Annotated in this window: 22 protein-coding genes; 17 read left to right on the forward strand and 5 right to left on the reverse strand. The window is 29.0% G+C overall.

From position 1 onward, the window contains the following. The first annotated feature begins 11 nt into the window (after positions 1 to 11). Positions 12 to 980 (forward strand): 3-oxoacyl-ACP synthase III family protein, encoded by a 969-nt coding sequence (locus tag EPJ79_RS07750; RefSeq protein ID WP_147529120.1) that lies wholly within the window; start codon positions 12 to 14, stop codon positions 978 to 980. Positions 981 to 1059: 79 nt separating this feature from the next. Here EPJ79_RS07750 and EPJ79_RS07755 read toward each other — a convergent pair whose 3' ends face one another. From EPJ79_RS07755 to EPJ79_RS07770, 4 genes are read right to left on the reverse strand one after another with little or no spacing between them, the layout of a single operon-like run. Further along, the gene (locus EPJ79_RS07755; protein ID WP_147561372.1) at positions 1060 to 2394 is read right to left on the reverse strand and encodes a PTS sugar transporter subunit IIC; all 1335 of its coding nucleotides are present in this window, start codon (positions 2392 to 2394) and stop codon (positions 1060 to 1062) included. Positions 2395 to 2441: 47 nt separating this feature from the next. After that, a complete protein-coding gene (locus EPJ79_RS07760; protein ID WP_147526127.1) occupies positions 2442 to 2777 on the reverse strand; it encodes a PTS lactose/cellobiose transporter subunit IIA in 336 nt (111 codons plus the stop codon). Positions 2778 to 2797: 20 nt separating this feature from the next. After that, on the reverse strand, positions 2798 to 3880 hold the full coding sequence (locus EPJ79_RS07765; RefSeq protein ID WP_147739057.1) for a DUF871 domain-containing protein: 1083 nt from the start codon (positions 3878 to 3880) through the stop codon (positions 2798 to 2800). A gap of 29 nt (positions 3881 to 3909) precedes the next feature. Next, a complete protein-coding gene (locus EPJ79_RS07770) occupies positions 3910 to 4218 on the reverse strand; it encodes a PTS sugar transporter subunit IIB (protein WP_147739058.1) in 309 nt (102 codons plus the stop codon). Positions 4219 to 4383: 165 nt separating this feature from the next. Between EPJ79_RS07770 and EPJ79_RS07775 the strand changes: the two genes are divergently transcribed. The 15 genes from EPJ79_RS07775 (at position 4384) to EPJ79_RS07845 (ending at position 21892) form a co-directional block, all read left to right on the forward strand. Continuing rightward, the gene (locus tag EPJ79_RS07775) at positions 4384 to 5817 is read left to right on the forward strand and encodes a 6-phospho-beta-glucosidase (protein ID WP_147739059.1); all 1434 of its coding nucleotides are present in this window, start codon (positions 4384 to 4386) and stop codon (positions 5815 to 5817) included. Between the two features lie 93 nt (positions 5818 to 5910). Beyond that, a complete protein-coding gene (locus EPJ79_RS07780; protein ID WP_147739060.1) occupies positions 5911 to 7893 on the forward strand; it encodes an ATP-dependent helicase in 1983 nt (660 codons plus the stop codon). A 74-nt stretch (positions 7894 to 7967) separates the two neighbouring features. Then, a complete protein-coding gene (gene cls / locus EPJ79_RS07785; protein ID WP_147739061.1) occupies positions 7968 to 9446 on the forward strand; it encodes a cardiolipin synthase in 1479 nt (492 codons plus the stop codon). 92 nt (positions 9447 to 9538) lie between these two features. Then, a complete protein-coding gene (gene rpmF, locus EPJ79_RS07790; protein WP_021958051.1) occupies positions 9539 to 9733 on the forward strand; it encodes a 50S ribosomal protein L32 in 195 nt (64 codons plus the stop codon). Positions 9734 to 9748: 15 nt separating this feature from the next. Next, on the forward strand, positions 9749 to 10768 hold the full coding sequence (plsX, locus tag EPJ79_RS07795; RefSeq protein WP_147739062.1) for a phosphate acyltransferase PlsX: 1020 nt from the start codon (positions 9749 to 9751) through the stop codon (positions 10766 to 10768). A 24-nt stretch (positions 10769 to 10792) separates the two neighbouring features. Continuing rightward, positions 10793 to 11647 carry a 3-oxoacyl-ACP synthase III family protein gene (locus tag EPJ79_RS07800; protein WP_147739063.1) on the forward strand — a complete coding sequence of 285 codons (855 nt, stop codon included), beginning with the start codon at positions 10793 to 10795 and terminating at the stop codon, positions 11645 to 11647. 12 nt (positions 11648 to 11659) lie between these two features. Beyond that, positions 11660 to 12652 carry an ankyrin repeat domain-containing protein gene (locus EPJ79_RS07805; RefSeq protein WP_147739064.1) on the forward strand — a complete coding sequence of 331 codons (993 nt, stop codon included), beginning with the start codon at positions 11660 to 11662 and terminating at the stop codon, positions 12650 to 12652. A 254-nt stretch (positions 12653 to 12906) separates the two neighbouring features. After that, a complete protein-coding gene (locus tag EPJ79_RS07810) occupies positions 12907 to 14448 on the forward strand; it encodes an acyl-CoA carboxylase subunit beta (RefSeq protein WP_147739065.1) in 1542 nt (513 codons plus the stop codon). 43 nt (positions 14449 to 14491) lie between these two features. Further along, positions 14492 to 14806: an OadG family protein gene (locus tag EPJ79_RS07815; protein ID WP_147528743.1), complete on the forward strand. Its 315-nt coding sequence runs from the start codon at positions 14492 to 14494 to the stop codon at positions 14804 to 14806. A 37-nt stretch (positions 14807 to 14843) separates the two neighbouring features. Then, positions 14844 to 15254: a biotin/lipoyl-containing protein gene (locus tag EPJ79_RS07820; protein WP_147739066.1), complete on the forward strand. Its 411-nt coding sequence runs from the start codon at positions 14844 to 14846 to the stop codon at positions 15252 to 15254. A gap of 9 nt (positions 15255 to 15263) precedes the next feature. Continuing rightward, the gene (locus EPJ79_RS07825) at positions 15264 to 16403 is read left to right on the forward strand and encodes a sodium ion-translocating decarboxylase subunit beta (RefSeq protein ID WP_147526789.1); all 1140 of its coding nucleotides are present in this window, start codon (positions 15264 to 15266) and stop codon (positions 16401 to 16403) included. Positions 16404 to 16500: 97 nt separating this feature from the next. Continuing rightward, on the forward strand, positions 16501 to 18264 hold the full coding sequence (locus tag EPJ79_RS07830; RefSeq protein WP_147739067.1) for a glycosyltransferase family 2 protein: 1764 nt from the start codon (positions 16501 to 16503) through the stop codon (positions 18262 to 18264). A gap of 432 nt (positions 18265 to 18696) precedes the next feature. After that, a complete protein-coding gene (locus tag EPJ79_RS07835; RefSeq protein ID WP_147739068.1) occupies positions 18697 to 19221 on the forward strand; it encodes a hypothetical protein in 525 nt (174 codons plus the stop codon). A 145-nt stretch (positions 19222 to 19366) separates the two neighbouring features. Then, positions 19367 to 20476: an alanine racemase gene (alr, locus tag EPJ79_RS07840; protein ID WP_147739069.1), complete on the forward strand. Its 1110-nt coding sequence runs from the start codon at positions 19367 to 19369 to the stop codon at positions 20474 to 20476. Between the two features lie 30 nt (positions 20477 to 20506). Next, entirely contained in the window at positions 20507 to 21892 is a 1386-nt protein-coding gene (locus EPJ79_RS07845) for an alanine/glycine:cation symporter family protein (RefSeq protein ID WP_147739070.1), read from the forward strand. Positions 21893 to 21980: 88 nt separating this feature from the next. Here the strand turns inward: EPJ79_RS07845 and EPJ79_RS07850 are convergent, their stop codons facing one another. Continuing rightward, positions 21981 to 24839 carry a chromosome segregation SMC family protein gene (locus tag EPJ79_RS07850; RefSeq protein ID WP_147739071.1) on the reverse strand — a complete coding sequence of 953 codons (2859 nt, stop codon included), beginning with the start codon at positions 24837 to 24839 and terminating at the stop codon, positions 21981 to 21983. A 386-nt stretch (positions 24840 to 25225) separates the two neighbouring features. Here EPJ79_RS07850 and metX point away from each other — a divergent pair, with 386 nt between their 5' ends. After that, positions 25226 to 26296, forward strand: coding sequence for a homoserine O-acetyltransferase MetX (gene metX / locus EPJ79_RS07855; RefSeq protein WP_147739072.1), 1071 nt, complete (start codon positions 25226 to 25228; stop codon positions 26294 to 26296). Positions 26297 to 26351 lie beyond the last annotated feature (55 nt).

A 26351-nucleotide genomic window follows, 5' to 3' on the forward strand; every position in this document is an offset into this window, starting at 1 on the left:
TCGGAGCGCAAATGAAAAGAGCATATATTAAAGAAATAGCATATTATGTCCCTGAAAAAATTTTGGACAATAAATATTTTGAAAGCATTTTAGATACAAATAACGAATGGATAATAACTCGCACGGGAATAGAAACAAGAAGAATGGCAAGAGAAGACGAAACCATATTTGAAATGGGAATAAACGCCGTTAATAATCTTCAAAATAAAGGAGTAGATTTAACCGTTGTCGATACAATAATAACGCCTACCGTTACTAAAGATTATATTTTTCCTTCAATGGCAGGGCAGATTCAAAAAGCTTTAGGATTAAAAAATTGTTTTGCTTTCGATATGTCGGCGGCTTGTTCGGGTTATGTTTACGCTATGAATACGGCTACGGCTTTAATTGAAAGCGGACAATCGAAAAATATTTTAATCGTATGCAGTGAGAAATTAACTAAAGATATAAATTGGAAAGATAGAGGAACTGCAATTTTATTTGGAGATGCAGCCACAGCTTCTTTAATAACATCTCGAGAAGACGGAAAAGGAGTTTTGGCTATAGATATGCAAAGCGAACCCGATTTAACTATAATGTTAAACGGCGGAAGCGTATGTCCGATAAGAGCGGAAGATTTTGACGGAGCGGATTTTAAAATACACATGGAAGGCGGAGAAACTTTCAAAAGAGCGGTTATAGAATTTTCAAATAGCATTGATAGAGTTTTAGAAAAAGCTAATAAAAAATTATCGGATGTTAATTTCTTTGTTCCGCATCAAGCTAATTTAAGAATCATTCAAGCGGTTGCAAAAAGAATCGGGCTTCCTATTGAAAAAGTTAGCATAACTTTAAATAAATTTGGAAATAGTTCTTCAACGAGTATTGGACTTGCTTTAACTGACGCTTTAGATAATAATAAAATTAAAGAAGGCGATTTAGTTTTATTTACGGCTTTTGGCGGCGGTTTTACTTGGGGTTCTACTTTAATGATTTGGTAAAAATTAATTTTGTTTTATATAAAATAGCCGTCCGTTTAATTACGGGCGGCGTTTTATTATTCTTTTAATAAAAGTTATTTTAAGATTTTGTTTCTTCTTTTTCCAATTCTTTTATATACATATTTAAAAATGGTTTATAAATAATATAGTCTAAAATAATTAAACATACTATAAGAAGCGGAGCTAAAAAGTTTAAATTAGTAGAAATAAAAGAGCCTATAATAGACGGCGTAGTCCAAGGAACTAAAGCCACTATTCTTGTTATTATATTTAACTTCATAAAAGTATAGCTTATCGTAGCGTTTATTATAGGCGTTAAAATAAAAGGTATTGCAAAAATTGGATTCATTACAATTGGAACTCCAAACATTATAGGTTCGTTAATATTAAAGAATCCTGGAACTATTGATAGTTTTCCTATAGATTTTAAATGAGCGTTTTTAGACATTAACATTCCTATACATAAGCCTAAAGAAGCTCCAGCGCCTCCAATATAAACAAAGCAATTCATAAACTCTCCCGCGAATACTTTAGGTAGAGCTTGTCCCATAGATAAAGCTTCTTGATTTATTGCCAAATTTGTATATACGATAGCGGGAACTACGACATTAAGAACATTTGCTCCATGTATTCCGCAGAACCATAAAATATGAATTAAAAGCAGTATTATAATTATCGCAAAAAGTCCGTCCGATAAATTAAGCAACGGTTTTAATATTTTCATTATTAAATCTGGGACCATAATCAACATGTTTTTTTGTATTATTACATTTACGATTTGAAACAATATTGAAATTACCGCTACGGGAATTAATATTTCAAAAGATTTAGATATTGCAGGAGGAACTGAATCGGGCAATTTTATTGTTAATTTTTTATTTACCAAGAATCTTGATATTTCAACCGATAAAATTCCAGCTATAATAGCGACAAATAAACCTTTTGCATCCATATATCTTGCATCCAAAACTGCAACTCTGCTTTCTTCCGCTACAAATAATAAATCGGAAGCGGCTCCAACAATAGTTACAGCCAAAGATTTTGCCGATACTAAAAGAAAAGCGTATAAAGATAATAATCCGTTTGTAACTTTATCGGAATTATAATATCCTGCTAACGAATAGCCTACTCCAAAAGCCACAAATATAGACATTATTCCCATACTTACATTAAAAATTTGTATATAATCGCCAGAAAACGCTTTTGCAAAATCGTCATAAGGCTTAAAATATAAAAAATTTTCAGTATCCTGCATCGGAAGATTAAATAATAGCAACACGAAAGAACCTATTATAATAAAAGGAGTCGCCAATAAAAAAGCGTCTTTAATCGCGTTTAAGTATCTGTTTGCCGATGCCTTTGCCATTATTGGCATCATTTTGTTTTCCATAAAAGCCGTAAATTTTTCGTTCATTTTTTTACTCCAAAAATTAAAATTAATATTAATAAAATAAAAATAATTTATTTTTTATTTTCATAATTATTTTTCAATATCTCTATAATCTCTTTTATAAGATTTTTTTCGCTCATAGCCGTCATTAAATGGTCCTGCGCGTGAACAAATAGCATAGTAATGTTAAATTTTTCTCCGTCCGCTTCTCTCGTTATGAGATTAGTTTGATATTCATGCGCCTGAAGTATAATTTTATCCGCTTCTTCCATTTTTTTATAAGCTTCTTCAAATTTATTTTCTTTTGCAAGCCTTAAGGCTTCGTATGCTAAAGATTTGCTCTCTCCAGCCAACCCTATAATTGGAAAAACATTTTCTTCCATAAATTTTTCGTCATTTTCATTCATATTTATTTTATCCTTAAAAATTATTCTTTAATCTTAAATCTTTGAGCGGGTTTAATATAATCTAGCAAAAATAAATATTCTTCGCATATATGCCCTACGATATTTGTTCTTCCCGTATTTTTCATGTCTTTCAAAGCTATTTGCATTTCGCCCGCATAACTTCCATATTTTGAAGAATCGATAAGTATGTCTCCTCGTTTTATATTTTCTACGGCATTAAATAAATTAAATTCTTTTCCCCTATATTTATCTCTTGGATTTGAAGACCTTATAAAATATTCTGAAGCGTCAAGTCTGTTTTGATGCAATTCTTCAAGAATTATTTTCTTTTCCGTTTCGGGAATATCTTTAATCAACTTCGCTTTAAAAGTTATTAATCTTTTATCCAAATCGTTTAACTTCTTAAAAGAATCTTCGTTTGCATAACAATTCGCAATAAATACGGCATCAACTCCTAAAGAAAATAAATCCATAGCTTGAATTTCTATAGGCATATTTCTATGTTCTTCCAATGAGCAAATACCGTCATCTACTTGCCAAGGTCCAAAAGTTCCTTCTTGAGCGTTTACGAAAGCCGAAGAACTTATAGAATATTTTTTAAAACGATTCATACTACTTTTAAATAAATCTCTATTAAATCCGCTATATGCATGAGGATAGAAATTATAACATCCTATTAAATTGTCTGTATTTGGAAAATAGCTCATTATTGTATCCAAATAAGGTTTGTCGGCGCTCATATTTAATTCTATTTTCAAATCGTAATCGTTATAAGTCATTAAGCTTTCTTCGTTGCCGCTAAAACCTAAATCTAGTCTTATAGCCCAAGCTCCTAATTTATAAAAAAAACTTAAATCGTCATAAGATATATTTAAATATTTAAATACGGCTGGCGAAATATCCAAAGTAGTTTTTATTCCTCTGTCTTTGGCATAATTTATAATCTCGCTAAATTCTTTTATTATATCTTCTTTAGAATCTTGAACTGAAAGAAGGCACATAAAACATCTTGTAAAACCGTATTTTGAAGCCAAATCTATATAGGATTTATTATCTTCCATTTTTGAATGAAACGGATAAACGGAAATTCCCAACTCTCGCATAAAATCAATTCCTCAAAATATTATTTATTTTATTCTACTTTTAGATTCAAAGCAAAATCTAATATTTTTTCGCCATTCATCATTCCGTAGTCTTTTAAGTCGATAACATCCAAAGGTTTATTTTTTTCTTTAGCTTTTGCCTGAAATTCGGCTTTTTGAAATTTCACTTGAGGACCGAGCAAAAATATATCGTAGCTATCAAGTAATTCATAAAATCTTGCCGTGCTTACCGCCTCTATTTCCGCTTCTATATTTCTTTTTTCTGCGGACTCTTTCATCTTTTTTACGAGAATACTTGTCGACATTCCTGCCGAACATAATAACAAAATCTTTTTCATAATTTTTATGCCTCTTTATATTTTATTTTTTAATTTATATATTAATTCTATATAGTTTATTATAATAAATCAAATAGCATAAATTTAAAAAATTATTTGATTTTATTATTATAATAACCTATTATTTTAAAATAAAGTAAAATTATAAAATAGAGGTTTTAAATTATGCCATTTAGAGAAGATTTTTTATGGGGCGGAGCTACAGCGGCAAATCAATGCGAAGGCGGATTTGATAAAGGGGGAAGAGGTTTGGCAAATGTCGATGTCGCTCCTTATGGAAAAGATAGATTAGCCGTTATAACGGGAAAAATGAAAATGTTTGATTTTGATAAAGAACATTTTTATCCTTCAAAAGACGCTATAGAAATGTATTCGCATTACAAAGAGGATATTAAACTTTTTGCAGAAATGGGTTTTAAAGTTTATCGTATGTCTATCGCTTGGAGTAGAATATTTCCTAAAGGAGACGAAGATAAACCAAACGAAGAAGGCTTAAAATTTTACGAAGATGTTTTTAAAGAATGCTTAAAATATAATATTAAACCTTTGGTTACAATTACTCATTTCGACTGCCCGATGCATTTAATTAAAGAATATGGCGGATGGAAAAACAGAAAAGTTATAAAATTTTACGAGAATCTTTGTCATGCGATTTTTAATAGATATAAAGGACTTGTAGAATATTGGCTTACATTTAACGAAATAAATATGATATTGCATGCGCCTTTTATGGGAGCGGGATTATATTTTGAAGAAGGAGAAAGCGAAGAGGAAATTAAATATCAAGCGAGCCATCATGAATTGGTAGCAAGCGCCATAGCTACAAAAATAGCTCATGAAGTCGATAAAAATAATAAAGTCGGTTGCATGCTTGCGGCAGGAATTTATTATCCTTATTCTTCAAAACCTGAAGATGTTTTAGCCGCTCAACAGAAAAATGACGAAATGTATTTTTTTGTAGATATTCAAGCGAGAGGAAAATATCCAAACTACGCTTTAAAAAAATTTGAAAGAGAAAATCTTAATATAAAAATTGAAAAAGAAGATTTGGAATTATTAAAAAAATATACCGTTGATTTTATTTCTTTTTCTTATTATTCCACAAGATGCGCCGCCGCCGATATGGGAAAACATGCAAAAGGACATGAAAAAGACAATATAATGAAAGATATAAAAAATCCCGAATTAAAACAAACCGATTGGGGTTGGACTGTGGACCCTTTGGGATTGAGAATAACTTTAAACGATATATACGACAGATATCAAAAGCCTATGTTTATTGTAGAAAACGGATTGGGCGCTTACGATAAAGTTGATAAAAACGGATATGTAGAAGACGATTATAGAATAGATTATTTGAGAGAACATATAAAAAATATGAAAGACGCCGTTGAGATTGACGGAGTAGATTTGCTTGGGTTTACGACTTGGGGACCTATAGATTTAGTTTCTGCGGGAACGGGAGAGATGACGAAAAGATACGGTTTTATATATGTTGATAGAGACGATTTTGGAAACGGAACTTTAAAAAGAAGCAGAAAAAAATCTTTTTATTGGTATAAAAAAGTTATAGAATCAAACGGAGAAGATTTAGAGTAAATCTTAAATTAATTTATTATTATATTCAATCTTTACAATTAATAAATATAAAATATAATTTATTTAAAATTAAGATTGGATTAAATATTATAAATGGATATACTTGAAAATGTCAGTTTAGTTCAAAGAGAGGCGATACTTCATCGCGGAAGTTCTTTGCTTTTGCTTGCGGGAGCGGGAAGCGGAAAAACTTTAGTTATAACGAGAAAAATTGCATATTTAATAAAAGAATGCGAAGTTCCTCCCGAAAAAATAATGGCGGTTACTTTTACAAATAAAGCCGCTAACGAAATGAAAAATAGAGTTTGCGAACTTTTGCCCGAAATAAAACCTTATAGATTGTTTGTTAAAACTTTTCACTCCGCTTGTTTGAGAATACTTAAAGAAAACGCTCATTATATAGGCTATAAATCTGATTTTATAATTTTAGACGAAGGCGATAAATTATCGATTATAAAAAAATTAATGAAAGAAAACGAAGTTCCTAAAAGAATAGCCCCGAAAGGAATAATAAAGTTTATATCGTCAATAAAAAACGAACTTGAAGATAGCATTACTTATGACAGACATATTTTTGAAGATATTTATAATAAATATTTGGAATACGAATTAAAAGAAAATTTAATGGATTTTGACGACCTTATATTATATACGATAAAATTATTTGAAAAAGAAAATTCTATTTTAAATTATTATAGAGAAAGATTTAAATATATTTTAGTCGATGAATTTCAAGATACAAATCCGCAGCAATACAAACTCATAAAATTATTGACTAAAGACGCGGGAAACGATTTAACGGTTGTCGGAGACGATGACCAAAGCATATACGCTTTTAGAGGAGCTACGATTGTAAATATTCTTAATTTTGAAAACGACTTTCCAAATACAAGAATAATAAGACTCGAAGAAAATTACAGATGCCCAAGAGATATTGTAGAAGCGGCTTTAAGCGTAATAAAGAATAATTCTCAAAGACATAAAAAAAATGTTTTTTCAAATAAAGACGGCAAATACAAAATTGAAAATTGGATTTGCTACTCTGATTTGGACGAAGCTAAAGAAATAGTCGAAGAAATAGAGAGGCTTTTTGATTTAGGATTTGAAGCTAAAGATATAGTAATTTTATTTAGAACAAACAGTCAATCGAGAGTTTACGAAAAAGAATTATTATCTCATTCTATTAATTATAAAATATTGGGCGGAGTCGGTTTTTACGAAAGAATCGAAATAAAAGATTCGCTTGCTTTTTTAAGATTAATGACGGGATTTAAAGATAATTTTAGTTTTAGAAGGACGATTAATACTCCGCCGCGTTCGATAGGAGAAAAAAGTTTATCTAATTTTGAGGATTTCGCTAATTCAAGAGGATTAAGTTTATACGATGCGATTGATTATATTGAAGAGTCTTCATTGTCTAAAAAAGCTTTAAATAATATAAAGGCTTATAAATCAATTATAGAAAATTACTCTAATAAAATAAAAGAAGATACGGAGATAAACGGCGGAAATAATATAGAAGAAATATTTTTTAATTTTTTGAAAGATATTGATTATTTTTCTATATTTAAAAGCGATGGCGAGATAAGAATGGCTACGGCAAACGATAATATTAAAGAACTTTTTAGAGCTTATTACGATTATAGAGATAACGAAAATAACGGTTCTATAAATATATTTTTGGAAGAGATATCTCTTTATAGAGACGCTTCAAATAAAGAAAATATAGACGCTATAACTTTAATGACTGTTCATAACGCTAAAGGTTTGGAATTTGAAGTCGTATTTATGACGGGAATGGAGCATAGCGTTTTTCCTCATTATTTTGCTTTGGAAGATGAAAATGGAATTGAAGAAGAGAGAAGACTTTTTTATGTGGCAATAACGAGAGCGAAAAATAAACTTTATTTAACTTATTCAAAACGAAGAAGAGTAAATACGGGAATAGCCGAGCAAATTCCATCAGCTTTTTTAATTGAAATTCCAAAACATTTGATAGATATTAAAGAAAAAAATTCTTATCGTTATAATAGCAATAATTATATTGAAATAGACGAAGACGTTTTTGATTATTGATTTATTTTTATATTTCTATTTTTTATTAGTATATTATAATATTATTAGTTTGATTTTTATTAAAGAGTTGAGAGATGATTTTTTATATATTAACTATAATATTTTTCTTTTATGTAATTTTTATTGCAATAAAAATGCTTCTTGAAAATAAGCCTCCATATTCTTTTATAGCTTGGCTTACGGTTTTAGTTTTTCTGCCTTATATCGGCGCTATATTTTATATTTTTTTAGGAATGAATTGGAAAAAGTCTAAAAAGAAACTTTCTGCAAAATTGCCCGAAGATTTGCTAAAGCGTCATTTTTCCCCATTGCTTGAAGAGCAAATAAAAATAATGAATAGTATGGAAGGACTTTACGGTAAAAATGAAAATCTAGTTAAACTTGCAATAAAAAGCGGATACTCTCCTATAACCGTTCAAAATGAAATTTCTATATTCGATAACGGCGAAGAGCTTTTTAATAATATAATTAATGATTTAAAATTAGCCGAAAAAACAATACACATGGAATATTTTATTTGGAGAAGCGATAAACTAGGAAAAAAAATAAAAGATATTCTAATAAAGAAAGCGAAAGAAGGAGTCGAAGTCAGATTAATATTTGACGGAGTCGGCTCAATGTTAAGAATAAGTAGAAAATATAGAAGAGAACTTAAAAGAAACAAAATAAAGTTTTTATATTATCATGACCCTTTTTCAATATTTTGGACGAGATTTGTTAATTATAGAAATCATAGAAAAATCGTAGTCGTTGATGGAGTGGTTTCGTATATGGGAGGCATGAATTTAGGGCAGGAATATATTGACGGCGGAAAAAGATTTTCTTCTTGGCGCGATGTTCATTTAAGAATTGCGGGAGATTCTTGCAATTTAATTCAAAATATTTTTATTTGCGATTGGCATAACGCGGGAGGAAAAGATTTAGATTATGTTTTAGAAAATAAACTTGACGATAAATATTTAAATGAAATGAAAAATTTATTTCCTCAATCGATAACCGAAAAATATTTACCCGTTCAAATTCTTTCTTCAGGTCCAGATTCAAAATGGGATACTATTCAAAAAGTTTATTCTAAAATGATAGAAGAAGCAAAAGAAAGCGTTTATATAGAAAGTCCTTATTTTGTTCCAGACGATGGATTTTTACAGATTTTAGAAAACGCGTCTTTATCGGGAGTTAATGTTAATTTAATGATAACGGGAAATCCTGATAAATTATTAGCTTGGTGGGTAGCTCAAACTTATTTTGAAACTCTGCTTAAAGCGGGAGTTAATATTTATTTATATAAAAAAGGTTTCTTGCATAGTAAATTTTGCGCTATAGACGGAAGTATAGTTTCATGCGGAACTTGTAATATGGATGTTAGAAGTTTTTATTTGCATTATGAAATGAACGCCGTTATTTACGATTCGGAAATTTCAAAAAAATTTGAAGCGATATTTAAAGAAGATATTTTAAACTCTCATAAAATAACATTGGAAGAATATTCAAAACAGCCTGTTCTTGTTAGATTAAGAAATTCCGCTTGCAGAATAATTGCCCCTGTCTTATAATAAATTATTATTGACAAATAAGACTTATTATAGTATCATTATAAATAATTATTTTTTAATGAATATTATTTAAATTATTAAGGAGTTAATAAATGGCAGTTCCAAAACATAGAAAATCGAAATCAAAAACAAGGTCGAGAAAAGCGGTTAATGAAAAAAGATTTTTAGGCTCTTTGTCTATATGTCCTCAATGCGGAGCGGAAAGAATGCCTCATAGAATTTGTCCAGAATGCGGTTTTTATAAAGATAGAGTTATAAAAGCGCCTAAATCTCAAAACGAAGGTTAATATTCGGGAGTTTTAATGAATTTAGCTATAGATGTGGCAAGCGGCGAAAAACCTACCGAAGAATTGGTAGGCGGCGCTATAAAGTCTTTATTTTTAAATGACGATGTTAATTTAATATTAGTAGGAAAAGAAAAAAGTATTTTAAGAGCTTTATCAAAATTAAAATACGATAGAAATCGAATCGATATAAAACATACTAATCAAATTATAGATATGAACGAAAGTCCAGCATCGGGAATAAAACATAAAAAATCCGCTTCAGTTCTTATTGCCGCTCGATTAGTTTCAAATAAAGAAGCGGATGGTTTTTTCTCGCCTGGAAATACGGGTGCTACTTTAGCTGCGGCATTAACGGAAATAGGAAGACTTAAAGGCGTTATGCGTCCTCCTTTGGTTTCAACGCTTCCTAAAATAAGCGGAGAATTTTGCATGATGGATATGGGCGCAAATGTAGATTGCACGCCCGATTATATCGCACAATTTGCCGTTATGGGAAGAGTTTTCGCTAAAAGATTTTTGAAAATTGACAATCCAAGAGTCGGGCTTTTAAATATTGGCGAAGAAAATAGCAAAGGAAACGCGGAAACAAAAAAGTTTTTTGAAAGACTTGAAAAATTGAAAAAAATTAATTTCGTTGGAAATGTTGAGCCTAACGATATGTTAAAAAGCGATTTAGCCGATGTCGTAATTGCGGACGGATTTAACGGAAATATCGTATTAAAAACTATGGAAGGCACGGCTTCTCTTATGGTTAATTTGCTTAAAACCGAAATTAAAAAAAATCCAATTAGTATTATGGGCGGACTTATGATGAAACCCGTTTTTAATAGTTTAAGAAATCAAATGAGTTCCGATTCTGTAGGTTCGGCTATACTTTTAGGATTAAACGGCGGAGCTTTTGTCGGACATGGAAAAACAGGAGGAAACGGAATTAAAAATGCCGTTTTGAATATGTATAATTTTTTAGATGCAAAAATTAATGAAAAAATAGCGAAAGAACTTTATGATTCTGGAGTAAAGAGAAGAATTTTTTAATAAATTTAAATAAAGGTAATTTATATGGTTTATATAAAATCTTGCAAAGGCTTGTATAAAAACGAAAAAACTAAAATGCCCGCTTCCGATTTGGTATTAGAGCCCGTTAAAGAAGTTATTAAAGGCATGGACGCTCTCGATATAGACGGAATAATATGCGCGACTATAACTAAAGATTATGTTTATCCTTCGGCGTCTTGCATGCTTGGAGGAAAAATAAACGCTAAAAATGCATTTTGCTACGATATAGAAAGCGATTTTACGGGATTTATAACCGCTTTAAGATTAGCTTATTCGTTTGTAGAAAGCAAAAGATATAAAAATGTATTGGCAGTTTCTTCAGAATCTTTTTATATATGCGATGATAAAGATAGATTTAACGATGCTAGCGTTGCCGCTTTAATTACGAGCGAGAAATCAAATATTCAAATAGATTTTATCGATTCTACTACGGACGGTTCGGCTTTAGAAAATTGCTATATTCCTATGGGCGGAGCCGTTAAACCTTATACAAGAGAAGGAATTATAAATAAAGAGCATTTTATATATATTAAAGATAATAAAATATTTGAAGAAGAAGCTAAAAAATCCGCTTTATATGTAAAAGAAACTTTATCAAAAAATAATATAGAAATAGATTATTATATTCCTTCGTATTTCAATAAAGAATCTTTTGATAATTTTGCAAATAATTTATCGGTTGATAAAAATAAAATATATTCTAAAATGGAAAATTCAAATTCTTCTTTAAGCGCGACTTCGGGAGTTGCATTTTCTATGGCTTTAGAAGACGGAAGTATAAAAAATAATAGCAAAGTCGCTTTATGCGGATTTGGAAGCGGTTATACAAAAGCGCTTGCCGTTTTTTCAGTTTCTTAAGAGAGTTTAATAATGAATAAAAAATTATTATTTATAATTATTTTGATTTTTGGAATAATCGCATGTTCGGAAAAATTTAATTATGACGGTTTAAATGACGATAAAAAAATTATAAAAGCGATAGAAAATAACGATATTAAAACCGTTAAATCAATTTTGAAAGAAGGAAAAATTGATATTAATAAAATACATGAAATTTCAAATATCTTTGAACTTAATAACATTACAAATACGGAAAAATACACGGCTTTAATTAAATCGGTTCAAAAAACAAATTATGAAATAAGCAAACTTTTAATAGAAAATAACGCCAATGTTAATATTAAATACGAAATTAAATCGCTTCCTTCGGAACAATATTTAAAATTGACGGCTTTAGAAATTGCCGCAGAAAGTAACGATTATAAAATGGTTAAACTTCTTGTTGATAATGGAGCAAATGTAAATGAAAATTCTTATTTTACAAGAGATTCTTTTGAGAAATATAAAATTTTTACTTTAATGACGGCTTGCGTAAACGGTAATCTTGAAATGGTGAAATTATTTATAGGAAACGGAGCGGATATAAATTCTAAAGGTTTATTAGGAGACGAAACGGCTTTAATAGTAGCAGCTAATTCGGGCAAAAAATATATAGTAAAATATTTGATAGAAAACGGAGCGGATGTTAATTCTAAATGTTCCGTTTATAAATATACTGACGGCTATACGGCTTTAATGTATGCTTCTATAAGAGGATATTACGAAATTGTAGAAATATTATTAGACAATAAAGCTGATATTAACGCGACTACCGATTTAGGCAGAACGGCTTTAATTGAGACTTTAGTCGGTTTTATTTATGATTTGCCTAAAAATGGATTATACGAAACAGTTAAAATTCTTATAGATAGAGGAGCGGATATTAAGATAAAAGACGATGACGGAAAAACCGCTTTGGATTATGCTAAAGAGAAAGAACTTAAAGATATAGAAGAGTTATTAATAAATTCTTTGAGTAAGTGATTTTATCTTGGTTGTTTTATTAATAAAAAATTATTTCTTTAATTATTATTTTAAAAGAAAGTCAAAGTTCATGTTTTTTGATGACAAGAAAAAAGTAAGAATAAATTTTTTGGTTGCTTTATTAAATATTCGACTAATTTGTTAAAATATACAAAAATGAAAAAATATCATTGCAATAAATAATAAATAATATATGTTTTTATTATCAATGATTGAAATTTTATAAATTAAATATAAATTACGAGGACTTAAAAATGCAAGAGAAAATTAACGAACTTAAAAAAAGAAGAGAAAAAATAGAGTCCATAAGCAAAGAAAAAATAGAATCTCAACATTCAAAAGGAAAATTAACGGCAAGAGAAAGAATTTTACAATTATTAGATAAAGATACTTTTTGCGAAATTGACGCTTTTGTAGAGCATAGATGTTCCGATTTTGGAATGGAAAAAATGAAAATCGCGGGCGAAGGCGTTATAACGGGATACGGAAAAATTAACGGAAGACAAGTTTGCATTTACGCTCAAGATTTTACGGTTATAGGCGGTTCTTTAGGGCAGATGCATGCGGCTAAAATTTGCAAAGCTCAAGATATGGCAATTAAACTTGGTTGTCCATGCATTGGAATAAACGATTCGGGCGGAGCGAGAATTCAAGAAGGAATTGACGCTTTAAGAGGATACGGAGATATTTTTTATAGAAATGTTCAAGCTTCGGGAGTTATTCCTCAAATATGCGTTATTATGGGACCTTGCGCGGGCGGAGCGGTTTACTCGCCAGCTTTAATGGATTTTATTCTTATGACTGATAAAACTTCAAATATGTTTATAACGGGACCTCAAGTAGTTAAAGCGGTTACAGGCGAGCAAGTAAACTCTGAAGAATTGGGCGGAGCTTTAGTTCATAGTCAAAAATCGGGAGTCGCTTCTTTAATATTTAAAGACGAAAGAGAAACTTTAGAAGGAGTTAAAAAACTTCTTTCTTATATTCCGCAAAATAATTTGGAAGATACGCCTTTTGAAGAAACGGGAGATTTTCCAAACAGAAACGACAGCAAATTATCGAATATTCTTCCAGACCAACCTAATAAACCTTACGATATAAAAGATATTATTAAAAGCGTAGTCGACAATGGAGAGTTTTTTGAATTACAACCTTTATTTGCAAAAAATATAGTTATTTGTTTCGCGCGCTTTGACGGAAAATCTGTAGGAATAATAGCAAATCAACCAAATGTTATGGCGGGAGTTTTAGATATTAACGCCGCTGATAAAGCCGCTCGTTTTATAAGATTCTGCGATAGTTTTAATATTCCAATAATTACTTTTGTAGACACGGCAGGATATTTGCCGGGAGTGGGGCAGGAACATAACGGAGTAATAAGGCATGGCGCAAAACTTTTATACGCTTATTCTGAAGCGACAGCGCCTAAAATTACTTTAATAATAAGAAAATCTTACGGCGGCGCTTATATAGCTATGTGTTCAAAACATTTGGGAGCGGATATTGTTTATGCATGGCCCACAGCCGAAATTGCGGTTATGGGACCAGAGGGAGCTGCGAATATAATATTTAAAAAAGAGATAGAAAACGCCGAAGATTCTAAAAAATTGAGAGCTGCTAAAATAGAAGAATATAAAAAAGAATTTGCAAATCCTTATAGAGCGGCAATTAGAGGTTATGTTGATGATATTATAGAGCCTGAATATACAAGAAGTTATTTAATAAACGCTTTGCATCTTTTGGCAAGCAAGAGAGAAAAAAGACTTCCAAGAAAGCATGGAAATATACCTTTATAATAAAAAATAATTATTTGAATTTTATTTTTTAAGGAGAAAATAAATGGAACATAGCGGCGCTATTACAATATTTGGAATTATATCCGTTTTTATTGCGGCTTTAATTTTTTATGTTTTGGCAATATTTTTGGGTTTATTATTTAAAAACAGAAATGTAAAAGCGGAAGAAGAAATAAGCAAAGCTATTGAAGAGAGTAAAACTAAAGAGGAAGATTTGCTTGACGATACGGAACTTATCGCGGTTATAACGGCTTCAATATCCGCATACGCGGGAGGCAATAAATTTGTAATAAAATCTATAAGAGAATCTAAAACGCCAATTTGGGGAATGATTGATAGATTAGGCGATAATATTTAATAACAATTAAGAAATAAAATTAACAAGAGGAGATATTATGATTAAACAATATAAAATAACGGTAAACGGAAAATTATACGATGTTTCAGTCGAAGAAATCGGAGAAATTTTAGGAGGCGTTCAAGCTTCAAAAACTATTTCTACTTTTGTAAATACGGGCAATACAAATATAAATAATAATAATGAAAAACAAATTTCAAATAAACCGCAAGATTCTATTCCTATAGACGAAAATGCAATCTCTATTAAAGCGCCAATGCCTGGGACAATTTTATCTTTTAATGTTTCTGTTGGCGATACGGTTTCAGAAGGGCAAGTTTTAGCGATACTTGAAGCTATGAAAATGGAAAACGAATTAGTCTCGCCCGCTTCGGGAAAAGTAAAATCGATTCATGTCGAAAAAGGCTCTTCGGTTGTTGAAAATCAAATAATATTACAAATAATTTAAGGCTCATTTATGAATAAAATTTTAGGTTTAGATTTTAATAATTTATTTGCAGGATTTTATCCGCCGTCTTTCGCTCAAATTATAATGATGCTTTTGGGCGCTTATTTAATATATATGTCTATTTATTATAATAAAAAGCCTTTGCTTCTTCTTCCTATGGGCGTTTCAATATTGGCTTCAAATATGCCTTTGCCTAAAATGACAACCGAAGTTATAAACGGTTTTTTAGGATTTATATTTAGCGGAGCGGATTCGGGAGTTTATTCTATTTTGGTATTTTTTGCCGTTGGAACAATGATAGATTTGGGACTTATTTTAGCGGACCCAAAAAATTTCTTTATAGGAGCAAGTTCTCAAATCGGAATATTTATAATTTTTTATATAATGAGTTCTTTTGGCGAGTATTTAAATTTGGGAGATAATATAGCGGCTGCGACTTCAATTATAGGAGCGGCTGACGGTTCTTTAGCTATGTATATGGCTTCTTTAATTGCCGAGACAAGATATTTTGCGCCAATAGTTATAGCTTCTTATTTGTATATGGAATTATTGCCAATTTTACAAATGGGCGTGACAAAATTTTTAACAACTTCTAAAGAAAGAAAAATTTCTATGTCTTATTTAAGGCATGTTTCAAGAGGAGAGAAAATTATATTCGCCGTTATATCTATGGGATTTTGCGGAATATTTTTGTCAAACGCTTTTCCTTTAATTGCGGCTTTATTATTTGGAAGCATATTAAGAGAATCCGATATAATTAAAAATTTTTCCGTTAATTTACAAAAATCTTTAAACGGAATTCTTACAATGTTTATAGGAATTGCAATAGGTTCTTCGACAACCGCCGAAACTTTTATAACATTTAATACGATTATTATATTTTTATTCGGTTTGCTTTCTTTAATATTAAGCACCGTTATTGGAATTCTTACTGCAAAGATAATGAATATTTTAACAAGAGGAAAAGTTAATCCAATTATAGGCTCTGCAGGATTAAGCGCTTTTCCTATTCCCGCTTGGGGCGCGCATATTTACGGACAAGAAAATAGTTCTTCAAATTGTCTACTTTTGCATGCTATGGCTGTAAATATTTCGGGAATAATTTCGGGCGCTATTTCTGTTGGAATATTATTAACTTTCTTTCATTAATAGATAAAGTTTATTTGTAAAAAAATGCATTTCTTTATTTAAATTTATTTGATTATGAATTATAATATTTAAATAATAAATTAATTAAAAATATTTTATGAAGATAAACGATTTAGTTTCTATATTAGTTCCCGTGTATAATATAGAAAAAAATATAGAAAAAAATATTAATATTCTTATAGAAAAAATTTCTCCGTTTATAGAAAATTTTGAAATAATAATTTCAGACGATGGAAGCGAAGATAATTCAAAAAAAATTATAGAAAAAATATGCAAAGAAAATAAAAATATTATAGGCGTATATTCAAAAGAAAATCATGGAAAAGGAAACGCTTTAAAAAGAGCATGCGAAATTGCAAAAGGAAAATATATTATATTCTGCGATGGCGATATGGAAATAAATCCTTCGCAACTTGAAAACTTTTTTGAAATAATGAATAAAGAAAACGCCGATATTGTAATCGGTTCTAAAAGGCATAAAGATTCTATAGTTAATTATTCTAATATAAGAAAAATTATTTCTTTCGTATATTTTATGTTCGTTAAAATATTTTTTAATTTGCCAATACAAGACACTCAAACGGGATTAAAATTATTTAAAAGAGAAGCGATAATAAATATTTTTCCAAGAATTTTAGTTAAAGCTTTCGCTTATGATTTGGAAGTTTTAGTCGCTTGCAATTCAAACGGTAAAAAAATAGTATCCGCTCCCGTTATAGTTAATCCTAATAGACATTTTGGTTTTATAAAATTAAGCGTTCTTTGGAAAACTTTTATAGACACTTTGGCAATTTTTTATAGATTAAATATAGTTAAATTCTATGAAGATTTATTTGAAGAATTAAAATTAAACTCGCTTGTAAGTATAATAATTCCTTTAAAAAAAATAAACGATTATATAAAAGAAGAAGTGGAATATTTGCTTGAACAAACTTATAAAAATTTTGAAGTTATTATACTTCCAGATTCTTTTTCAAATGAAGAAATCGATTTAGAAATTTTTAAAGATAAAAGAATAAAAATAATTGAAACGGGAGATATTCCGCCTGCATTAAAAAGAGCGAAAGGAGTTGAAATTTCAAAAGGAGAGATTTTAGCTTTTTTAGACGATGATACTTATCCCGAAAAAGATTGGCTTAAAAATTCTTTAAGAGCTTTAGAAACTAAAAATATAAACGCGTTAGGCGGACCCGCTATAACTTCGCCAAAAGATAATTTTTCAAAACAAATTAGCGGACTTATTTATAGTTCTACTTTAATGAGCGGAAAGCATAGAGCGAGATATATTCCATGTAAAGTTCAATATGTTAGAGATTTTCCAAGTTGCAATTTTATCATAACAAAAAAACTTTACGATAAAGTCGGCGGTTTTAATAGCGAATATTGGCCTGGAGAAGATACGATTCTTTGCAATAATATAATGAAGAATAAAGAAAAAATATTATATACTCCCGAGATGCAAGTTTATCACCATAGAAGAGATTTATTTTTTGGACATTTCAAACAACTTAAAGGCTACGCTTGGCATAGAGGTTATTTTGTTAAAAAATTTGGCGGAAATTCTTTTGAATTATCATATTTTATTCCTTCAATATTTTTATTATGGACGATTCTTTTGCCAATTCTTTTAATTTTCAAATTTCCAATTTTTATAAATAATTTAATTCCCGCTTTTAATATAAATATAATAAAATTTGTTTTATTTATTCCGCATATTTTATATTTTATTTGTTTAATTATAAGTTGGATAAGTTCTTTTTCTTTAATTAAAGGATTTTGCAAAATAATTGGAATATTTCTTTCTCATTTTGTTTATGGATTTTTCTTTATTAAAGGGTTTTTTAAAGGTTTAAAATCATAATTTTTAAATAAAATTTTTCAATAAAATTTTTTAATTTTTTAAAAAAATCAACTATATAGCAAACTATATATTTTTAAAAACCCTAAAATATGTATTAAATGTAGTATAAATTGATATATTTTATAAAAAATGATTAAAAAATTTAAAAAAATACAAAAAAAACGCTTGACAAATATTTTTTTATGTTGTATAATTTAAATATATGATTAAAATGAATATTATAAAATACGCTTTTGAGAACTCAACTCAACTCAACTCAACTCAACTCAACTCAACTCACTAATATTATATAAAAAATTATTTTTAGGGATAACTATATCCTTTTCAAACGATTTATTAAAATATATTCAATATTTTATTCATAAACTAATTTCGTTAATAAGCGTTATCTTTAACGCATATTATAAAAAATTTAATTACAAGGAGTTCAACATGAACAACACAAAAACAATTTTCAAATCTTTATTAATAATGATAGTAGCGATATCATTGTTTACAGTTAGCTGCAGTAAGGACGAAGGCGGAACAAAAACGCCAACTACTCCTACAATTCAAAAAATAACCGATGCTGATTTAACTAGCACACTTAAAGCGCTTGGAGAATTAGGAGATACATCTAAAACTGCTATAAATTTTGGATTAATGACTGACCCTGCAAATGGCACAGCTAGTATAACAAAAGCAGCAACTGAAGATAAAAGGTTACAAAAAGTTAAGCAAACTATAACAACCGTATTTCAAACTCCATTAACTCCAGTTTCTGTAACTTTAAATTTTAGCGGTAGTGCTGCAGCAAATAATGGTAGTGATTTAGTAGCAACTATAGTCTTTACTGCAAAAAGTGGTTTTGAATTTGATACTACAATAACAGGCGGAGATAATTATACTTACGATGCAAAAGCAAAAACAGCTACGCTAACACTAAATATTAAACCTTCTGGTAATTGGGAAGCTTAAATAATTTTAAAATTAATTAAAAAAACAAAATAAAGATTTGAAGCCCTATGTTCTTTATGAGCATAGGGATTTTTTTATTTAAATTACTATTGATAATAATTATAAATTATTATAATATATTTGAATATTTTATTAAGGTTTAACTATGTCGAATTATACTATCGCCGAAATTGATTTATCCGTTTTGAAAAATAATATAAATATAATATCTTCTATTGTTAAAAAAACTAAAATTCTTAATATATTAAAAGCTAACGCTTATGGGCATGGAATAATTGAAATAGCGAAAGCCTCTGAAAAATTCAAAGTTGACGCTATCGGAGTCGCCACAGTCGAAGAAGGTATAAAAATAAGAAAAAGCGGAGTTAAAATTCCTATTATAGTTTTATTTCAACATTTCAAATCGGAGTTTGAAGAAATTTGTAATTATAATTTAAGTCCGACTATAAGCAATGCCGATTTTCTGCCTTATTATGATAATTATATGGAAAGATTTAAAGGTTCTTTGAAATTAAATGTATATATAAAAATAGATACGGGATTAAATAGAATTGGCGCTAAACCCGAAGAGGCTTTAAATTTGGCTAAAAAAGTTTTATCTTATAAAAATTTAATTTTAGAAGGAATAAGCACGCATTATGCATCCGCCGATATGAATGACGAAGAATCTATAAATTTTACAAAAAAACAAATAATAACTTTTAACGAAGTTGTAAATAACTTAAAAGAAAATAATATAAAACTTAATATAATTCATAGCGCAAACTCTGCAGCGATATTATCTTATAAAGAATCTTATTTTGATATGGTTAGAGCGGGAATTATTTTATATGGTTATCCGCAAATAGAAACGAATTTAAAAATAAAACCCGTTATGGAAGTTAAATCTAAAATAGTTTTAATAAAAAGCCTAAAAAAAGGCGAGTCGGTTTCTTATGGTATGACTTTCAAAGCCGACAAAGATACAAAAATAGCTTTAATTCCAATCGGTTATGCGGATGGAATTCCGAGAAAATTATCAAATAATTGGAATGTAAAAATTAAAAATAAATATTATCCTGTTCGCGGAAGAATATGCATGGATTTAATGATTATTGAAATATTTGACGACAAAATAAATATTGAAGACGATGTTTTAATATTTGGAAACGATAAAGAACTTAACGCCGAAAATATGGCTAAAAAATCTGAAACTATTTCGTATGAGATTTTGACAAATATTGGCGAGAGAGTTAAAAGAGTATATAAAGATTAATTTTATATAAATAAATTATTAAGGAGATTTATCATGGAAATGATAGAAAAAATTAACGGCATTATCAACAATTTTATATGGGGACCTGTAATGTTAATATTATTAGTTGGAACGGGAATCTTCTTAACTATAATAATTGGTTTCTTTCAAATAACTCATATAAAATTATGGGTTAAAGGAACTTTTGGCGCGATGTTTAAAAAGCATTTGGACGATATTAATATTACTCCTTTTCAAGCGGTAAGCACTGCATTGGCAAGCACTGTAGGAACGGGAAATATAGTCGGAGTTACTACGGCGATTATTTCGGGCGGACCTGGGGCTTTATTTTGGATGTGGTTTGCAGCTTTTTTTGGAATGGTTACAAAATATTCTGAAGTTTTATTAGCCGTTAAATTTAGAGAAAAAGATTCTAACGGACAACATTTTGGCGGACCTATGTATTATTTATCTAAAGGAGCGAATATTACTTGGCTTGGCGCTTTATTTTCCGCTCTTGCGACTTTGGCATGTTTTGGAATAGGCAATTTAACTCAAATTAACGCTATGGCGAATGTAGTTAATCAAAATTTTGGAGTCCCTAATTTATATACGGGAATTGCGGTTACTATTATAGTTGCAATTATAATAATTGGAGGCATTAAAAGAATAGGAGCTGTCGCCGAAAAATTAGTTCCTTTAATGTGTTTATTTTATTTAGTATGCGGAATAATAATTATATTTCTTAATTTAGAGAAAATTCCTGGAATATTAAAAGTCGTAGTTTCAGAGGCTTTTTCTTTTAAGCAAGTCGGAGCTGGTTTTATGGGTTATACTATAGCTATGGGAATGAGATACGGTTTTGCAAGAGGAATTTTTTCAAATGAAGCTGGCATGGGTTCTGCGCCTATGGCTCATGCATCTTCTAATAATAAAAATCCCGTTGAGCAAGCTCTTTGGGGAATATTTGAAGTATTTGTCGATACTTTTTTAGTATGTTCAATAACGGGAATAGTAATGCTTTTAAATTTAAACTTGGCAAATGAAACTAATCTTAAAGGAGCGCCTTTAATTTCAGAAGCGTTTAGAGTGTCTATGCCTGGTAGCGATTTTTATATAGGCTCTACTATATTAACGGTTTCTTTATTTCTTTTTGCTTTCACGACTCTCGTAGGTTGGTCGCATTATGGAGTTGTAAGTTTAGGATATTTAACTAAAAACAATAAAATAGCGGAGTTAATATTTAAAATAATTTTTATTATATTAATAGTCGTTGGTTCTGTAAGCGAACTTGAATTAGTATGGAATATTGCAGACACATTAAACGGTTTAATGGCAATACCAAATTTAATTGGGCTTTTAATACTCTCGCCTGTAATAGCGAAAACTACAAGAGATTATTTGAATAATCCTAATTCTATAAATATGAATGATTAAAATATTTTAGAAATTAAAAATTAAAAAATTAGAAATTAAAAATTAAAGTCTCGTTATAATGCGGGACTTTTTTATTTTTTATTTAAATTTAATTTTCAGAAACAACTTTATCTTTACTTCCGTTAATAGTTCCGTCTTTATCGACTTTAACCGTAAATATTTTTGAAACGCCTTTTTCTTCGGCGGTTATTCCGTAATATGCATCCGCTATAGTCGCCGATACTTCATTATGCGTAATTATTAAAAATTGAGTTTTATTTGACAATCCCTTAACCATATTTTTAAATCTTATAATATTTGCTCCGTCTAATGCGGCGTCAACTTCGTCTAATATGCAAAAAGGCGAAGGACGATATAAAAAAATTGCAAAAACCAAAGCCAAGCCCGTCATTGTAAGCTCGCCTCCAGAATAAGAAACTATATTTTCCATTTTTTTGCCAGGCGGTTGAGCGAATATATCGATAGGACTATTTAATAAATCTTCTTCATTTTGTATTTTTAAGCCAGCGTTTCCGCCGCCGAATAATATTCTAAAAGTTTCGGAAAATTTTTTATTTATTTCGTTAAATGTTTTTAAGAAATCTTCTCCCGCTTTTTTATTGGCGTCAAAAATAATTTTTAAAATTTCTTCTTTAGACTTTTCCAAATCTTCTTTTTGTTTGCTTAAAAATTCAAATCGATTTTTTGCCTCTTGATATTCGTCTAAAGCCATTTCGTTTATATGCCCTAAATTTTTTATTTTATCGTTTACCGCGTTTAATTTATTTTTAAAAGTTTCTTCGTCAATTAAATTATGAGTTTCGTTTTCAAAATCTTTTAAGTTAAGCGCGTAATTTTCGTAAAAATGATTATATATATCGTTTATTTTTTCGTTAGTTTGATTTATTCTCTCGCTTATTCTAGCGATATTGTCATTAACTTCGTTTAATCTCTTTACTCTTTTAGAATGACTCGCTTCAAAATTAGATAAAGTAGATTCCGCTTTTTTTATCTCGTTCGCTTTGCTTCTCGATTCGCTTTCCATTTGAGATTTTTTCTTTTCAAGCTCTTTAAAATTAATATTATTCTGTTTAAACTCTTCGTTAAGGTTTTTATAATCTTCTTCAAGTTTATTAAATTTTTCATTATGAGATAAAACTTCTTCCTCAATCAATTTTATATTTTTTATTATTATCTCTTTTCTCTCTTCAATCGCTTTTTTATTGGTTTCGTATTTTGCTTTTTCAACCGTTAAAGTAGTTAAATTTGAGTTCGCTCTATTTATATTTTCCGTAGATATTTTTATTTGATTATTAATCTCTTCAATTTTATCGTTATTATTTTTAATATGATTTTCAAGTTCGGCAATTTCTTTATCTATATTTTCTTTTTGCATATAAGCGCCTTCTTTATCAAAAAGCAAATCAAAGAAAGGATTTTTTATTTTAGTATATTCTTTAAATATTCCTTGCAAAAATAAAGCGTCATTTTTTTCATTATCCAAACTATCTTTTAATTTTTCTATAAAACCCGAAATAGAATGAAAATTAAGTTCGTTAAAATTATTCAATATATTATATTCTTCAAATTCTTTTATAGAATTCATTTTAGAATCTATCGCGTTTAATAAATTATTAAATCCAATATCAATATCACTTTCATGCTTTCCAATATTTTGATAAAAACTATTTCCCATTATATCTTTTTTCTTTTCGTCTATTTCGGTTATTATTTTATTTATCGCTTCAAGTTGTCTTTCGCGAGCATCCGATATTTTCAAATTAGCGTTTTGATTGTTTTGAGTTAATGCGGCAATTTCATCGTTAAGGCTTGCAATTTTATTTTGTTCGTTGGCTATATTATTTTCTTCCTCTTCCAATTCTTTTAATGCTCTTTCTATATTTTCAATAATATTTTTTATATCTTCTTCCAATTCTTTTACTTGATTTTTATTTTCTTCAATTCTTTTATCCAAAATATTTTTTCTGTTAATATTTTCTTCTTTTTCTTTATCTTTATTTTCTAATTGAATTTTTAATTGATTAGACATTTTCTCTATATGAATAAGTTCTTTGTCTATTAGAGAAACTTGTTTATCTAATTCTATTGATAAATTTCTTGTCTCTTCAAATTTAAGAAGTTCCATTTGTTTTTGATTGTCTAATTCTTTTAATTCTTTTTCTAATTCTATTTTTTTATTATTTAATTCTTCCAAATTTTTTATCAGCTCTTCAAGATTAATTTTTGATTTTTTTACTTGATTTACATTTATGCTAATGCTTATTTTTTTTCTTTCGTCAATTAAAGAATAATATCTTTCAGTTCTAGCGGCTTGCTCTTTTAAAGATTTGTAATATTTTTCGGCGTTTTTAATTTCTATTTTTACATTATCAAGATTTCTTTCCGACTCTTCTAATTTTTTTGTAGCTTCTCTTCTTCTTTCAAGATACTTACTTATTCCCGCCGCATTTTCTATTATGCTTCTTCTCTCTTCGGGTTTTTGTTTAGCAATTTCCGATACAGTTCCTTGTTTAATAACGGAATACGCGTTTTTTCCAAGTCCCGTATCTAAAAACATATCGACTATATCTTTTAATCTAACCTGTTCGTCATTTATATAATATTCCGACAAACCTTTTCTATAATATTTTCTTGTTACCGTAATCTCTTCTTTATCGTATTTCTTTATCCATTTATTTTTATTGTCTAAAGTTAAAGTTATTTGAGCGAGCGAAGATGGTTTTCTTGTATCCGTTCCATGAAATATAACGCTTTCAAGCCCTTTTGAAGCGTCCATTCTCAATCTGCTTGCCGACTGTTCGCCCATAACCCATAAAAAAGCTTCAACAATATTGCTTTTTCCTATTCCGTTTGGACCTAGAACAACCGTAACGCCTTCGTTGAATTCTATATTCGTTTCTATAGCAAATGATTTGAATCCATGCAAATTAAGATTCTTTATATACATATATAAATTTTTTCCTATTTATTAATTGCTATATTATAACAATCGAATTGAAAAAAAGCAATAAAATTGTGTTATTTTTTCAACCTAAAAAATATTTTAAGCGATTAATAAAAAAATATATTAAAAAAAATATATACGCTATTGACAATTATTTTATTTTGTTTATAATAGTTCCAATTAATTAAAATAAATTTTTTTTAGGAGAATAAATTGAATAAAACGGCTTTCGTAAATAATCGAATTTCAAGAAATCATTTTTCTATGATGCAAATGCGATTTGAGGACGGCTGCATAGTATAGTTTATTTTTATTTTATAATTTCAGCCGTCAAATTTTTTGGCGGCTTTTTTATTTTAAAATTTTATTATTAGAGGAGATTTATTAAAATGAGTATAAAACAAAAAATACCCGAAGTTAAATTTTTCGATACGAATAAAACTTTCAAATTTGAAAACGGAGAGACTATAGATAATTTAAAAATAGCCTACACGATTAACGGAAGATTAAATGTAAAAAAAGATAACGCTATTCTTATTTGTCATGCTTTTACGGGCGACTCGAATGTCTCTCTATGGTGGAGTAATTTTGTAGGAAAAAATAAAGCGATAGATATAAATAAATATTTCGTTATATGTTCAAATGTTTTGGGAGGATGCTCGGGAACTACGGGACCTTCTTCTAAAAAATCAAATGGCAATTCTTATTATGGAACGGATTTTCCAACTTTCACTATTAAAGATATTGTGAAAGTTCAAAAAATTCTTATAGATTATTTGGGAATAAAAAAATTATATTGCGTAGTCGGAGGTTCTATGGGCGGTATGCAAGTTTTACAATGGACTGCAGATTATCCTAATATGCTTGACAAGGCAATTATAATAGCAAGCTCTATGTCGCATTCGCCTATGCAAATAGCTTTAAATGAAATAGCGCGTCAGGCAATAACGGAAGATAACGAATGGTATGGCGGAAAATATTATGGAATGTCATCTCCAGATAAAGGACTCGCTTTGGCAAGAATGCTCGGGCATATAACTTATATGAGCGAAGAATATATGAGAGAAAAATTTGGAAGAAAAAGAAAAAAATCTTTAAAATATTTTACGCCTTCTTTTGAAGTTGAAAATTATTTGCATTATAACGGCGAAAAATTTACTTCAAGATTTGACGCTAATAGTTTTTTATATCTCACTAAAGCGATGGATTTTTTCGACATAAAAGAAGATATTAAAAAAATAAAAACTAAAAAAAATATTGCTCTTAAAAAAGTTCTTATAATTTCTTTTATATCCGATTGGCTTTATCCAAGTTCGCAATCTTTAGATATAGAAGAAGCTTATAATTATTCAAATATAGAAACGGAATATCATGAGATAAAATCAAATTACGGGCATGACGCTTTTTTGATAAAAAACGATGAGCAGACAAAATATATAAAGAATTTTTTGAAGAATTAATTATTTTAATAAATTTATGCTTGACTATATAAAATAATTTCTTATCTTATTAATA

This window comes from Brachyspira aalborgi, from assembly GCF_008016455.1.
Classification (GTDB): Bacteria; Spirochaetota; Brachyspiria; order Brachyspirales; family Brachyspiraceae; genus Brachyspira; species Brachyspira aalborgi.